The 13871-nt window shown below is 71.2% G+C and carries 15 protein-coding genes; 12 read left to right on the top strand and 3 right to left on the bottom strand.

Features of this window, described 5'->3' with window-relative positions; all coding sequences use genetic code 11:
* Positions 1 to 48: 48 nt before the first annotated feature.
* Positions 49 to 1419, top strand: coding sequence for an NADP-specific glutamate dehydrogenase (gene gdhA, locus OOK31_RS37885; RefSeq protein WP_267091999.1), 1371 nt, complete (start codon positions 49 to 51; stop codon positions 1417 to 1419).
* A 37-nt stretch (positions 1420 to 1456) separates the two neighbouring features.
* Here gdhA and OOK31_RS37880 read toward each other — a convergent pair whose 3' ends face one another.
* Entirely contained in the window at positions 1457 to 2032 is a 576-nt protein-coding gene (locus OOK31_RS37880) for a helix-turn-helix domain-containing protein (protein WP_267091998.1), read from the bottom strand.
* Positions 2033 to 2176: 144 nt separating this feature from the next.
* Here OOK31_RS37880 and OOK31_RS37875 point away from each other — a divergent pair, with 144 nt between their 5' ends.
* The gene (locus OOK31_RS37875; protein ID WP_267091997.1) at positions 2177 to 2815 is read left to right on the top strand and encodes a TetR family transcriptional regulator; all 639 of its coding nucleotides are present in this window, start codon (positions 2177 to 2179) and stop codon (positions 2813 to 2815) included.
* A gap of 24 nt (positions 2816 to 2839) precedes the next feature.
* Here the strand turns inward: OOK31_RS37875 and OOK31_RS37870 are convergent, their stop codons facing one another.
* The gene (locus OOK31_RS37870; protein WP_267091996.1) at positions 2840 to 3475 is read right to left on the bottom strand and encodes a TetR/AcrR family transcriptional regulator; all 636 of its coding nucleotides are present in this window, start codon (positions 3473 to 3475) and stop codon (positions 2840 to 2842) included.
* A gap of 106 nt (positions 3476 to 3581) precedes the next feature.
* On the opposite strand from OOK31_RS37870, the gene OOK31_RS37865 reads away from it, so the two are divergent.
* From OOK31_RS37865 to OOK31_RS37820, 10 genes are all read left to right on the top strand, one after another.
* The gene (locus tag OOK31_RS37865) at positions 3582 to 4520 is read left to right on the top strand and encodes a DMT family transporter (RefSeq protein ID WP_267091995.1); all 939 of its coding nucleotides are present in this window, start codon (positions 3582 to 3584) and stop codon (positions 4518 to 4520) included.
* 60 nt (positions 4521 to 4580) lie between these two features.
* Positions 4581 to 5381 carry an MBL fold metallo-hydrolase gene (locus tag OOK31_RS37860; protein WP_267091994.1) on the top strand — a complete coding sequence of 267 codons (801 nt, stop codon included), beginning with the start codon at positions 4581 to 4583 and terminating at the stop codon, positions 5379 to 5381.
* 52 nt (positions 5382 to 5433) lie between these two features.
* Positions 5434 to 6126, top strand: a complete 693-nt coding sequence (locus tag OOK31_RS37855) for a DsbA family protein (RefSeq protein WP_267091993.1) — start codon at positions 5434 to 5436, stop codon at positions 6124 to 6126.
* A gap of 246 nt (positions 6127 to 6372) precedes the next feature.
* Positions 6373 to 7572: an aminotransferase class I/II-fold pyridoxal phosphate-dependent enzyme gene (locus OOK31_RS37850; protein ID WP_267091992.1), complete on the top strand. Its 1200-nt coding sequence runs from the start codon at positions 6373 to 6375 to the stop codon at positions 7570 to 7572.
* Positions 7562 to 8065, top strand: a complete 504-nt coding sequence (locus OOK31_RS37845; protein WP_267091991.1) for a DUF6190 family protein — start codon at positions 7562 to 7564, stop codon at positions 8063 to 8065. Before OOK31_RS37850 ends, OOK31_RS37845 begins: the two co-directional genes overlap by 11 nt.
* Before the next feature lie 11 nt (positions 8066 to 8076).
* Positions 8077 to 8892 (top strand): dihydrodipicolinate synthase family protein, encoded by an 816-nt coding sequence (locus tag OOK31_RS37840; protein ID WP_267091990.1) that lies wholly within the window; start codon positions 8077 to 8079, stop codon positions 8890 to 8892.
* Positions 8889 to 9731: an iron-containing redox enzyme family protein gene (locus OOK31_RS37835; protein ID WP_267091989.1), complete on the top strand. Its 843-nt coding sequence runs from the start codon at positions 8889 to 8891 to the stop codon at positions 9729 to 9731. The genes OOK31_RS37840 and OOK31_RS37835 overlap by 4 nt, the downstream gene beginning before the upstream one ends.
* On the top strand, positions 9731 to 10003 hold the full coding sequence (locus OOK31_RS37830; RefSeq protein ID WP_267091988.1) for a Rieske (2Fe-2S) protein: 273 nt from the start codon (positions 9731 to 9733) through the stop codon (positions 10001 to 10003). Before OOK31_RS37835 ends, OOK31_RS37830 begins: the two co-directional genes overlap by 1 nt.
* On the top strand, positions 10000 to 11445 hold the full coding sequence (locus tag OOK31_RS37825; protein ID WP_267091987.1) for a cytosine permease: 1446 nt from the start codon (positions 10000 to 10002) through the stop codon (positions 11443 to 11445). Before OOK31_RS37830 ends, OOK31_RS37825 begins: the two co-directional genes overlap by 4 nt.
* Before the next feature lie 119 nt (positions 11446 to 11564).
* Complete coding sequence (locus OOK31_RS37820) at positions 11565 to 12131, top strand: DUF1772 domain-containing protein (protein WP_267091986.1); 567 nt, start codon at positions 11565 to 11567, stop codon at positions 12129 to 12131.
* A gap of 83 nt (positions 12132 to 12214) precedes the next feature.
* Here OOK31_RS37820 and OOK31_RS37815 read toward each other — a convergent pair whose 3' ends face one another.
* Complete coding sequence (locus OOK31_RS37815; RefSeq protein WP_267091985.1) at positions 12215 to 13621, bottom strand: serine hydrolase; 1407 nt, start codon at positions 13619 to 13621, stop codon at positions 12215 to 12217.
* Positions 13622 to 13871: the final 250 nt, after the last annotated feature.

Genomic DNA, 13871 nt, shown 5'->3' with positions numbered 1-13871 from the left:
AAGCGACCGCCGCAGCCGCACCCGCAGAAGAGGAAGAGGTAGCCGACGATGCCGTCGACACCCCGCACTGACCCCACCACGGCCTCCTGGCTCGCCACGCTGGAGGAGGACATCCAGCGCCGCAACCCCGGTGAGCCCGAGTTCCACCAGGCCGTGCGCGAGGTCATCGAAACCCTCGCCCCGGTCTTCGCGGCCCGCCCCGAGCTGCGCGAGGCCAAGGTGGCGGAGCGGATCGCCGAGCCGGAGCGGCAGATCATCTTCCGGGTGCCGTGGACGGACGACCGCGGCGCCGTCCAGGTCAACCGCGGCTTCCGGGTGGAGTTCAACAGCGCGCTCGGCCCGTACAAGGGCGGCCTGCGCTTCCACCCGTCGGTGAACCTCGGCATCGTGAAGTTCCTGGGCTTCGAGCAGATCTTCAAGAACGCCCTGACGGGGCTCGGCATCGGCGGCGGCAAGGGCGGCAGCGACTTCGACCCGCGCGGACGCTCGGACGCCGAGGTCATGCGCTTCTGCCAGTCCTTCATGACCGAGCTGTACCGCCACCTGGGCGAGCACACCGACGTCCCGGCCGGCGACATCGGCGTCGGCGGGCGCGAGATCGGCTACCTCTTCGGCCAGTACCGGCGCATCACCAACCGCTGGGAGGCCGGCGTCCTCACCGGCAAGGGCACCGGCTGGGGCGGCTCGCACGCCCGCACCGAGGCCACCGGCTACGGCAACGTCCTCTTCACCTCCGAGATGCTGAAGAAGCGCGGGGAGGACCTGGCCGGACAGCAGGTCACCGTCTCCGGATCCGGCAACGTCGCCCTGTACACGGTGGAGAAGGCGCAGGCGCTCGGCGCGCACGTACTGACCGTGTCCGACTCCGGCGGCTACGTCGTCGACGAGAAGGGTCTCGACCTCGCACTGCTCAAGCAGATCAAGGAGGTCGAGCGCGGCCGCGTCAGCGAGTACGCCGAGCGGCGCGGCGGCTCCGCCCGCTACGTCACCGGCGGCAGCGTGTGGGACGTCCCCACCGACGTCGCCCTGCCCTCCGCCACCCAGAACGAGCTGACCGAGGCGGACGCGCTGACCCTGGTGCGCGCCGGCGTCAAGGCGGTCTCCGAAGGCGCCAACATGCCCACCACCCCGGGCGCCGTACGGGTCCTGCGCGAAGCCGGCGTCGCCTTCGGCCCGGCCAAGGCGGCCAACGCGGGCGGAGTGGCGACCAGCGCCCTGGAGATGAGCCAGAACGCCGCCCGCACCTCGTGGCCCTTCGCCCGCGTCGAGGAGGAGCTCGCGCAGGTCATGCGCCGCATCCACGACACCGCGTACGAGACGGCGGAACGCTACGGCGCCCCCGGCGACTACGTGACGGGCGCCAACATCGCCGGCTTCGAACGCGTCGCCGACGCCATGCTGGCCCAGGGCCTCGTCTGACGCACGCGCGCGTGTCCCCCCGCCGGGGCGGCCCGGGTCAGGGAGCCGCGGCGTGGGGGACGTAGGCGGCCATCGTCATCTCGACGGTGACGCCGCCGTCGTTGCGGTACCCGTGCGGGACGTCGGCGGTCACCGCCGCCGAGCACCCGGCCGGCACGGGATGGCTCTCCCCGTCGACGACGAGCGTCAGTTCACCCGCTGTGACGTGGAGGAGCTCGGTGGTTCCAGGGGGGTGGGGGGTGGAGGTGCTCACGTCACCGGGCTCGATGCGCCAGAGCCACAGCTCGAAGGCGCCCTGGTCGCAGCGCCCCGTCAGGAGCGTGCTGGAGCTCCCGGCGTCCGTCGACCACACGCGCACGGCCCGCTCCCGGGAGGTGACCCGCACGCGCGGCGCGTGGTCGCAGTCGAGCAGGGCCGTCATGTCGATGCTGAGCGCGTCCGCGAGTCTGACCATGGTCTCCAGGCTGGGATTGGTGCGCGCCTGCTCGACCTGGATCACCATGCCCCGGCTGAGCCCGGCCCGGGCGGCCAGCCCGTCGAGGGTCAGTCCGCGCAGCGTGCGCCAGTGCCGGAGGTTGCGCGCGAGCGATTGTGCGAGCTGTTCGATGTCCACTGCGTGTCTCGTCCAATCCGTTAGACGGAGGAGTTCACTGGCGTGGTCTATGCTCTGGTGTACTGGAACGTTCAACTCAGTGTACTTCATGGCCAGTTGACCTCCCGGAGCCTGTGGCGGCCGGGGGACTCACGGGGAGTATCAGTGGCGATTCAGCAGCGAGCCGCACGGACGAGACAGATCATCCTGAGGGCGGCGGCCGGTGAGTTCGACGAGGACGGCTACGAGCGGACGTCGCTGAGCCGGATCGGCGCGCGCGCCGAGGTGACGACGGGCGCCGTGGTGTTCCACTTCGGGACGAAGGCCGACCTGGCCGAAGCCGTCCGGCAGATGTCCCGCAGGGTGACCCGCACGGCCGTCGAGACGGCGGCGAACGAGCAGTCGGGCGCCGTGTGCAAGCTGATGGCCGTCACCCACACCCTGATCAGCCTCTTCGAGAGCGACGAGGTGGTGCGCGCCGGCGAACGCCTGTCGCGGGAACTGAAACCGCAAGCGGCCGCCGAGCAGGAGTGTCCCTGGCGCCGCGAGGTCGCACGGCTGTCACGGGCGGTGGGCGACGAGGGCTTCCTGCGCCCGGGCGCGGACCCCACCGCACTGGCCGCGCTGGTCAGCTACGTGGTCAGCGGGGTCGAACTGGCCATGCGCCGCCCCCGCCTGCCCGCCGACGAACCCTGGCTCGGCGAAGCCGGCTCCCTGGACGGCGCGGCCCAACTGCGCCTGGAACGCATCTGGGACCTCCTCCTCCCCCTCCTGGGCGTACCGCTGCACGCCATGGGGGTCTAGGCCGTTCCTTCCGGCCACGTCCGATCAGTTCCGGGCCGGGTCCAGGAGGTTGCGGGCCAGCAGGGACAGGGCCGCCGCGATGCGTTCCTGCGGGATGCCCAGGGTCTGGCGCTGGTGGTGGTACAGCTCGGGGGCCAGGGGGCCCAGGGCGATGTCGGCGAGCGCGTCCGGGTCGTGGGCGCCGCCGGCCGCGAGGAGGGTGCGTACGTGCAGGCGCCAGAAGCCGTACGCACCGGTGACGTAGCGGGCGCGCCCGGTCTCCGCGCCCAGGGCGAGCGGCAGGTGCTGCTCCAGCAGTCCCAGTGAGGCCATGTAGAAGGCGGCCAGCCGTTCGGCGGGCGGCGCACCGGGCCCCAGGGGCGGGGGGCCGTAGATCATCTGGCCCTGCAGGCGCTTCTCGTGCTCGTCCAGCAGGGCGGTGGCCACGGCGGGCGGGTCGGGGAAGCAGCGGTAGAGGGTCGCGCGGCCGACGCCCGCCGCCTTGGCGATCTGGTCCATGGTGACGGCGCGCGGGTCCTGCGCGGCGAAGAGCTGTTCGGCGGCGGAGAGGATCTGGGCGCGGTTGCGCACCGCGTCGGCGCGCTGCCGGGGCCGGGGAGCGGCCTGCAGATCACCTCGCAGGACGACGGGCGGTGCGGGGTTTTCGGCGCCGTGGTTCATGAGGGTCACCCTACTTTCCCGACATCAAGTGGACGGCTTGTCCACTTAGGACGCTTGGGGTTATCTTAAGTGGGATGACTGTCCGTTTGAAGGGTGGGAGAACGCGATGAACGCTGCGCTGCTGGCGGCAGCACTCCTGGTCGGGTGCCTCCTGGCCGTCCAGGCGTCGGTGAACCTTCAGCTCAACAAGGCCGTGGGCACCCCCTACGGCGCCTCCACCGTCCAGCTGAGCGTGGCCACCGGCCTGCTGCTGGTCATTGCGGCGGTGACCGGCTCGCTCGGCGCATTGGGCAAACTCCCCGACGTCGAGTGGTGGCACCTGCTGGGCGGCCTGGCCAGCCCCCTCTACATCACCAGCGGCATCCTGCTCTTCCCGCGGCTGGGCGCCCTGGCCTCCGTCGGGCTGTTCGTGACCGGGCAGATGTTCTCCTCCCTGGTCCTCGACCTCGGCGGCTTCTTCGGCCTGGAGAAGAAGGGCCTCAGCCCCGGCATCGCGCTGGGCGCCGTCGCCGTCCTCGCCGGCATCATCGTGATCATCAAGGGCCAGAAGGCCTCCGCCCCGCCCGGAGCCCCGGCGATGTCCGGCGCCGGCCGGGCCGGCTGGGTCGCGCTGGGGATCGTCGCGGGCGGCGTCCTGCCCGTCCAGGGCGCGGTCAACGCCAAGCTCCGCCACGGCCTGGGCGCCCCGATCACGGTGGCCGCGTTCAGCTTCACGGTCGCCACCCTCACCATCGCCGTCGTCCTGCTGGTGCTGCGCCTGACGGGCCGGACCCCCAAGCCGCAGCTGACCCCGCTGAAGGCCATGCCCTGGTGGGGCTGGCTCGGCGGAGCCTGCGCGGCGGGCTACGTCACCGGCACCTTCCTGCTCATCCCGGAGATCGGCGCCGCGGTGACCGTCGGACTGACCGTGACCGGCCAGCAGCTCACCTCCGCCCTGATCGACCACCGGGGCATGTTCCGGCTGCCGACCCGGCTGCTGACGGCGCCCCGGCTGTCGGGACTGGGCCTGCTGCTCGCCGGATCGCTGGCCATCCAGCTCGTCTGACCGCGCCCTCGGCCGAGCCCCCGACCTCGCCCTCGACCTCTACAGGAAAGGCTGCTGACGGTGCTGAAGACCTACACGGCGGGACCGGAACTGCACGTCCTGCCCTCCGAACTGCCCATACCCGACCTCGGCCGGCAGCCGGTCAACGCCTATCTGCTGCGGGGCGAACAGCCGGTGCTGGTGGACACGGGGATGCCCGTCGACCGGGAGGCCTTCGAAGAGGCCCTGTGGTCCCTGGTCGACCCCGGGGACCTGCGGTGGGTCGTCGTCACCCACGACGACCGCGACCACACCGGAAGCCTCACCCGGATACTCGACCGCGCTCCGCACGCGAAGCTCGTCACGAACGGGATATCGCTCACCCGCCTCTCCGAGGAATTCGACATACCCGCCGACCGGGCGGTGACGGTCAACCCCGGGAGCCGGCTGTCGACCGGTGACCGGATTCTCAGCTTCCACCGGCCGCCCACCTTCGATTCCCCCGGAACTCTGGCGGTGTTCGACCACACCGACGGTACGCTTTTCAGCTCGGACAGTTTCGGTACCGTACTGGGCGAAACCGTCCAGCACTTCGGTGAAGCCGACTTTCGGGAATTCTTCGAAGGATTCGACGTCCTGAACCGGGCCATAGCCCCGTGGACCGCCCTCGTGGATCCCGTGAAATTCCACCGGACCGTCCAGGGCGTGGCCTCGCTCTCCGCCGCCCGGCTGCTGTCCGCGCACGGGCCCACGGTCGAGGGCCGCATGGTCACCTCCCTGATGGAGGCCATGGCCCGCATCCCCTCCCTGCCCGCCTGGCTTCCCGGCGCGGACATCGACCTCGAAGCCGCCCTGGACGCCCACGGAGTGCCGAGCGCCTGAGGCGCCGTACGCACCCCGCCCGCCCCACGCCCCACGAGAATCGGAGCCCCCGTTGAACGATGCATCCCTGACCCCGCCCCCCGGCGTCATCGTCGTCTTCTCGGACATCTGGTGTTCCTTCGCGCACATCGGCATCCACCGCCTGCACACCACCCGCGCCCGCCTCGGGCTGGAGAACCAGGTCAGCTTCGACCTGCGGGCCTTCCCCCTGGAACTGCTCAACGACGCGCCCAGCCCCCGCCCCGGCACCGACAGCGAGGTGGGCCGGATGGCCAGCCTGGCCCCGGCGGCCGGCTGGCAGCTGTGGCAGGCCAAGGACTGGCTCTACCCCTCCACGATGCTGCCGGCGCTCGAAGCGGTCCAGGCCGTCAAGGAGCAGTCCCTCGCCGCCTCCGAACAGCTCGACCTGGGCCTGCGCAGGGCGTTCTGGGCGGAGTCGCGGTCGGTGAGCAACCGCAAGGTCATCCTGGACGTCGCCGCGGAGACCGGGGTGGTCGACGTCGCGGCGCTCGCGAGCGCCCTGGACGACGGCCGGGCCCGCCGGACCCTCTCCGACCAGGCCGCCGTCGCCCGTACGGAACGGGTCAACTGCAGCCCGCACCTCTTCCTGCCCGACGGCAGCGACCACCCCAACCCCGGCATCGAGGTCCGCTGGGAAGGCGCCTACGGCGTCGGATTCCCGGTGATCGAATTCGACGACCCGAAGATCTACGAGGAAATCCTTCTGAAGGCCGCCACCGGGTGAATTGAGCCAGACCGACCGAGCTCCGCCGAGAGGTGGCCGGTAATCCCCGCACCACGGGATTACCGGCCACTTTTTTTGTGCCACACAAAACATTGCGGTGATTATTTTCCGCCCTGCTCCGAGGTAAAAGCATTACGGTGATTATTGAGTTCGTGACACGTGCGTGATCCGTGTAGCCGTGCGATTTCTGTAGTGTTTCTCCAGTGTTCTGAAAGGCAATTTCCAGCCCATGGACGGAGAATTCTCATGCCGGAGAACGCGGCCACCGCGAGCGCTGCCACGAAGGCGGACGTCAGCACGTTCGTCGACCTCACCCAGCACGAGATCGAGGCGCTGAAGACCCGCTACAACCTCGCCGACGCGCACACCCACCAGCGCCAGTCCCCCACCCAGGACCAGATCGTGGCCCGGCTCCCCGAGCTGTGGCACGAGTCGGAGACCAAGCAGCAGGCCCACTTCGAGACCACGTTCCTGGACGCCTTCTTCCGGCTGCACCGCCAGCCCACCGCCCGCGCGATGGGCCGCACCCTGCTGTCGTACTCCGCCAGCGTCGCCACCATGGTCGCCGGCATGTACCTCAAGAAGCGCGAGATGTCCGTCGCCCTCGTCGAACCCTGCTTCGACAACCTCGTCGACCTGCTGCGCAACATGCAGGTGCCCATAGCCCCCCTGCCCGAACAGGCGCTGCACGAGACGGCCACGATCTACGACCGGCTCGTGGAGAACGTCACGGCCGACGCGATCTACCTCGTCGACCCCAACAACCCCACCGGCTTCACCCTGCTCGCGCAGAAGCTGGAGGGCTTCCGCGAGGTGGTCCGCTACTGCGTCGACCACGACAAGGTCCTGGTCATGGACTTCTGCTTCGCCTCCTTCGCGCTGTGCGACCCCGAGATCGGCCGGGTCGACATCTACGAGCTGCTGGAGGAGTCGGGCGTCACCTACATGGTGATGGAGGACACCGGCAAGACCTGGCCGATCCAGGACGCCAAGTGCGCCATGATCACCGCCAGCCGGGACATCCACGAGGAGGTCTACAACCTCCACACCAGCGTCCTGCTGAACGTCTCGCCGTTCGTCCTGAACATGGTCACCCAGTACGTCGAGGACTCCATCACCGACGACTTCTCCTCCGTCCGCGAGATCATCACCACCAACGGCGCCGCGGCCCGCGAGGCCATGGCCGGCACCGTCCTCGCCTTCCAGGAGCCGGTGGTGCACACCTCCGTGGCCTGGTTCGAGATCCTCGACGAGAACCTCACCGCCACCGCCCTCCAGGCCGCCCTCTTCGACGAGGAGGTCTACGTCCTGCCCGGCACCTTCTTCTACTGGGACACCCCCGCCCGCGGCGAGCGGTACGTCCGCCTGGCACTGGCCCGCAACCCCGAGGTCTTCGCCGGGGCCATGGACCGCATGCGGAAGGTGCTCGAGCGCTATGCCCGCTGACCCGTCGCGCGTCTTCATGGACGCCACCGTCTTCATGGGCATGCACAGTTCGGACCAGGCCGTCCGGCGGGCGTGCAAGCAGTTCTTCACCAGCCGGATCAACGGCCGCGTCACCATGAGCTGGGAACAGGTGGGCCGCTGCGACGACCTCGTGTGGGGCTACGGCAGGGAGGTCCAGGACGCCTACTACCCGTTCATGGACACCCTGCACACCGACATGACCATCGCCCGGGTCGGCTACACCGAGGAAGACACCCGCCGCGCCTTCACCACCCCCGAACTGGCCGGCCTGCCCAGCCACGAACGCCTCCTGCTCGGCCAGGTCCTCTCCCACTCCGGGGTGCTGTACACGGCGAGCCCCCGCCTGACCGGCCGCGCCGACCTCCCCGTCGCCACCGTCCCGGCCGCCGACGCCGAGGACCTCTTCCCCGGCAGTCTCGAACAGCTCTACCAGGACTCCCTGGTCCTGACCGTCGCGTCCCACACGCTGTGAGGAGTCCGGCCATGTCTTCCACGCATTCCACGCACCCCAGGTACTCCGGCACCATCGTCCCCCTGATCACCCCCCTCAACGAGGACCAGAGCGTCGACGGGGCAAGCGTCAGCCGCCTCATCGAGCACGTCCGCGGCGAGGTCACCGCCCTGATGCCGGCCCTGACCTCCGGCGAGGGCTGGAAACTCGACGAACGCCAGTGGACGGACGTCGTCACCCACACCGTCCGCCACAGCGGCGGCCTGCCCGTCCTCGCCGGGATCCAGCTCCCCGAGACCGCACAGGTCGTCGCCCGCGCGCTGCGCGCCGCCGAACTCGGCGTCGACGCGGTGGTGGTCACCACCCCCTTCGGCGACGACGTCACCCAGGACGGCATCGTCGAGCACTACCGCGCGCTGCGCGCCGCCACCGACGTCCCGATCTTCCTCTACAACGAGGAAGCCCTCTCGGGCAACCGCATCGAGTACGACACCCTGCTGACCCTGTGCCGGATACCCGGCATCGTCGGCATCAAGGAGTCCAGCGGCGACGCGGCCTTCACCCGCAAGACCGCCGAGGCGGCGACCGGCGTACCCGTCTTCGAGGGCTGGGAGAACCTCATCTCCGCCGCCACCGGCATCGACGGCTTCATCGGCCCCCTCGCCAACCTCGAACCCGCCCTGTGCAACGCGATCCTCGTCGACCCCACCCGCGAACGCCAGGCCGAGGTCGACGCGACCTGCGAGAAATACGGGGTGTTCAAGGACGACTGGTACCGCTGGGTGAAGAAGGAACTCCACCACCGCGGCATCATCTCCACCCCCGAGGTCCACGAGGCCCTGCGATGAACCCGGCCGTGGTCGCCGCCCGGCTGCACCGGGCCACCTCCCACAAGGAGCTGTACGGCCTCTACCAGCAGGTTCCCGACGTCGGACGCTACGCGGCCATGGTCGGCCACGAGGAGCGGTGGATCGTCCCCCTCGCCCGCGACCACGAGGCCTCCGCCCCCGCCTTCGCCTCCGCCCACGAGCTCCTGGACGCGCTGAAGGACTTCCTGGCCGCCGAGGAGGCGGAGCTCTCCGACAACCACCGCTTCCTGGCGAACGAGGCCGGCCCCGCCCAGTTCAGGTCCCTGGTGGCGGAGTTCGCCCTCGACGGGCTGACCGAGTCCGAATCGCTCCTGCCGGTCGTGCCCCGCCTGCCCTACCGCTCCGGCATGGCCGTCTTCCGCGTCCTGATCGACGAACTGGGCTGCGGCAACGACGAGAAGTCCCACTCCCAGCTCTACCGCGACCTCCTCGACGAGCTGGGCATGAGCACCGACCCGGACTCCTACCTCGACGCCACCCCGCCCGAGATCTACGCCTACGTCAACATGTTCCACTGGCTGGCCAGCCGCGCCCCCTCGCCCCAGTACTTCCTGGGCGCCTACGCCTACTTCGAGTCCAGCGTCCTGTACGGGTTCCAGAGCTTCGCCCGCGCCGCCAAGCGCCTCGGCATCAGCAAGGACGCCTACTACACCGAGCACCTCTACATCGACGCCTACCACAGCACCCACATGAAGACCGCGATCCGGTCGCTGGAGGAGCCCGACCTGGCGAAGATCTGGGCCGGCGTCCGGCTGGCCAGCGACATCGTGGGCACCGCCACCGAGTCGGCCATCACCCGGGCCCGGAGAGTGACCTGATGGCCTCCGACGGATCGATCCGGGAGGTCAGCGAGGACCTCGTGCTCATCGAGCTCGCCGGCCGCAAGGTCCTGGCCGCCGCCCGGTGCCCGCACCGGCAGGGCAAGCTGAAGTTCGCCCACCTCGACGGGGGCCGGCTGCGCGTCAGGTGCCCGCTGCACCAGGCCACGTTCGACCTGACCAGCGGGGAACGCACCTCCGGCCCGGCCTGCGGCTCCCTGCGCATCGTCGACGCCCTCCCGCACGCGGACGACGACGAGGCCGGGGTATGAGCCTCCTCCACAAGGGCGCGGCGGCCGACGCCCCGCACCGCCCGCCGCACCCCGCCGTCGACGGCATCGAACCGGTCCCCGAGGCCGAGCGCACCTCCCGGCCCGCGGACTTCGGATGGATCTGGCCCTCGGCCCAGTTCTCCTTCGGCACCGTGGTCCTGGGCGCCCTGCCCGTCGTCTTCGGCCTGGGCTGGTGGGCCTCGGTCGGCGCCATCCTGGCCGGGGTCGCCGTCGGCACCGTCCTGCTGGCCCCCCTCGCCCGCTTCGGCGCCCGCACCGGAACCAACGACCCCATGTCGTCCGGCGCCCACTTCGGGGTGCGCGGGCGGGTCGTCGGCAACCTCATCACGATCGTCACCGCGCTCGGCTTCTTCTCCATCGCGGTGTGGACCGGCGGCAGCGCCGTCATGGTCGCCGCCCACCGGCTGCTGGGCACCCCCCAGGGCCCCGGCGCGCTCACCGCGGCCATGGCCGTCACCGCCGCCGTGGTGGCCCTCGTCGCGGTGCGCGGGCACACCGTCCTGGTCCGCACCTACCGCGTCACCGCGGTCCTCGGCGCCGTGGTGCTGGCCGGCACGGTCCTCGTCCTGTGGCCCCGCTTCGACGCCGGGTACGCGGGCGGCGACCTCGCCCTCGGCAGCCCGCTCCAGACCTGGCTGCTCGCGGCGACCGCCTCCGCGACGGTCCCCCTCTCGTACGCCGCCTTCCAGGGCGACTACACCCGCTACATGCCCTCCGCGACCCCGCCGCGGAAGCTGGTCTGGTACTCGGGCACGGCGATGTTCCTCAGCAGCGTCGCCGCCCTGGGCACGGGCGCCTACGTCAGCACCCTGCTCGCCGGCCCGCAGGCCCCCTGGCTGCAAGGACTCACCGACGCGGTGCCCGGCTGGTTCGCCGTCGTCGTGGTCCTCTTCGGCTTCGCCGGCACCGTCCCGCAGGGAGCCCTGTGCCTGTACGCGGCCGGCCTGTCGGCGAACTCCGTCTTCTGGCGCGCCTCGCGCTCCGCCGTCACCGCCGCGGTCGCCGCCCTGGCCCTCGTCGTGCTGTACCTGGGCGCGGTGGTCTACGACGCCATGGACTCCATGGGCGCCTTCGTGACGCTGCTGCTGACCGTCGTCGCCCCCTGGGCCGCCGTCCTCCTGGTCGGCCACCGCCTCCACCGGGGCGACTACCGGCCCCAGGACCTGCGGGCCTTCACCGTCGGCGGGGGAGGGCTCTACTGGTACACCCGCGGGGTCAACCTCCGCGCGCTGGCCGCCTTCACCGCCGGAGCCGTCACGGGGGCCCTGTGGGTCGACAACCCCCTCTACACGGGCCCGCTGACCCGCACCACCGGCGGCTTCGACCTCAGCCTGCCCGTCTCCTTCGCCGTGAGCGCGGCCCTCTACGCCCTGCTCTGCCGCAGGTGGCCCGAACCGGGCCAGTCCCGTCCGCCCCGCTGATTCATTCGCGCCACGTCCGAAAACCCGTGACTCCAGGCCCAGTTGGATGCCAGGATCGGCTGCCCGCACCGCACGGCGGGGAATGCGCCGACCCCTGACACCAGACGAGGACGCGTCACATGACCCCGAACCAGGCCCCCAGACCCAGCGACACGGCCGCCGCCACCGCCACCGGACCGACCACCGTCCTGCTCACCCTCTCCACCGTCCTCGTGGGCCTGATGGCAGGCCTCTTCTTCGCCTTCGACGTCTCCGTCATGCCCGGCCTCGCCGACACCGGCGACGACCGCACCTACGTCACCGCCATGCGCGCCTTCAACTCCGCCATCGACGGCAACGCCCTCTTCGGCAGCGCCTTCCTCGTCGCCCTGCTCGCCCCCGCCACCGCCGCCGTCCTGGAGTTCCGCCGGGGCCGCCGCGCCACCGCCCTGTGGACCGCGGCCGCGGCCGCCGCCTACCTCGTCGTCCTCGTCGTCACCTTCACCGTCAACATCCCGCTGAACAACGAGCTCGCCGCCGGCGGGGCCGTGGAGCAGCTCACCGACCTCTCCGTCGTGGACCGCTTCAAGGGCACCTGGGTCGCCACCAACATCCTGCGCACCGTGCTCTGCACGGCCGCCCTCACCGCCCTGTCCCGCGCGCTGCTCCTGCACGGCCGCACGACCGCTCGTACGCCCTCCCACTAGGCCGGACGCCGCAGCTCCTCCTCCGGGTCGACGGGCGCCGCCGGTCGTTCCCGCGGCCCTGAGGAGAACGTAGGAGCTCGGCTTCACTTGAGGTCGAGGGGCGTTCCCCGCTCCGCCCGGACCCGGGTGAAGAGCCGCCCCGCGAGGTCGGCCCCGATGATCGCGCCGGCCGCGTCGCGGGTGAAGAACCCGCGCTGTCCGGCCAGGCCGCCGCCGGTCACGATGTACTCGTCGCCGTCCCCGGGCAGCAGGCCCAGGGGGGCCGGCGCGAGGTCCGGCGGCAGCTCGGTGCCGGACGCCGCGCGGACCTCCGGCTTGATGACGACGCCCAGGGTCAGCGCCTGGCCGTCGGTGGCGATGGTGACCGTCATGGCGTCGACCTCGTAGTCCCCGGCGGCCTCCAGGGCCCGCCCGTGGTCGTACGGCAGCGGCTCCGGGTCCGCGTCCACCACGCCGAGGTAGTGCTCCAGGGCCCAGCGGACGACGGCCCGGTTGAGGAGCAGCCCGCTGTCGGGCCCGGCGTTGGACATCACGACGACGGCGAAGTCCCGCTCGGGCACGGTCAGCAGCTCGGCGAACTGGCCGATGCCGGAACCGCCGTGCCCGACCGTGCGCACCCCGTCCACGTCGCGCAGGAACCAGCAGACGCCGAAGGCGTCGCCGAGCGAGCTGCCGCGCAGTTGGACCGTCGGCTCCTTCATCCGCTCCAGGAGCCCGGCCGGCAGCAGGCGTTCGCCGCCCTCCGCGCGCCCGTCGCCGAGGTGGAAGCGGGCCCAGCGCAGCTGGTCCGCCACCGAGGAGGCAAGGCCCCCGCCGGGGTTGTTCGCGCGGCTGCCCGCCCATTCCCGGGCCACGGTCAGGACGCCGTCCTTGCCGGTGTCGTGCCCCACGGAGAAGCGCCGGGTGATGGCCTCGGCGGGCCCGAACACGCTGTTCGTGAGCCCGAGCGGTGCGAGGACGAGCGAGGCGACGGCCCGCTCGTACGTCAGACCGGTGACGTTCTCCAGGATCCGCCCGGCCAGGTTGAAGCCGGCCTGGCTGTACGAGGCCCGGGCGCCGGGCTCCCCGATCATCGGCAGTCCGGCCATCCCCGCCACGAAGGCGGCCAGGGCGTCGTCGCCGGCGCCGGTGTCGGCGACGAGGTTCCAGTCCAGCCCGGCGGTGTGGTTGAGCAGGTTCAGTACGGTGATCCCGGCGGCGGCCCCCTCGTCGGGGAGCACGAGCTCGGGCACGTAGCGGCGTACCGGCGCGTCGAGGTCCACCCGCCCGTCGGCGACCAGCCGCATCAGGGCGGTCGCCGTGACGGTCTTGGTGACCGAGCCGAGGGTGAACATCGTGTCCCGGTCCACGGGCAGCGGGTTGTCCACGCTGGTCACCCCGTGGCAGGCGAACACCTCCCGGCCGTCCGCCCACACCCCGACGGCGACCCCGGGCACCCCGGCCTTCGCGGCGGCCGCTCCGACGAACTCGGCCAGCGTGTTGTGCGACATGGTTCTTCTCCCTCGAGTCACTTGCACTTTGTTCAAGCAGAACGTTAGGGGCGACTTGAACAAAGTGCAAGTGCAGGGCGCGGTGAACCCTCCCCGAGCCGGGGAGGGTTGCCGGACCGGACGCTAGTGCTGTGACCGGAAAGGTTCACCGTGTCGCGGCGCCCGGCACGGCACCTCGCCGCGTTGTCGGGCCACCCGAGTACGTCCAGTACACGCGGCGGCCCTCCGCCTTGCGAGGTACCGCACCGGA

The organism is Streptomyces sp. NBC_00249, assembly GCF_026342355.1.
Lineage (GTDB): Bacteria > Actinomycetota > Actinomycetes > Streptomycetales > Streptomycetaceae > Streptomyces.
Note: the sequence above shows the minus strand (reverse complement) of the source record. Positions and strands in the feature narration are given on the sequence as shown.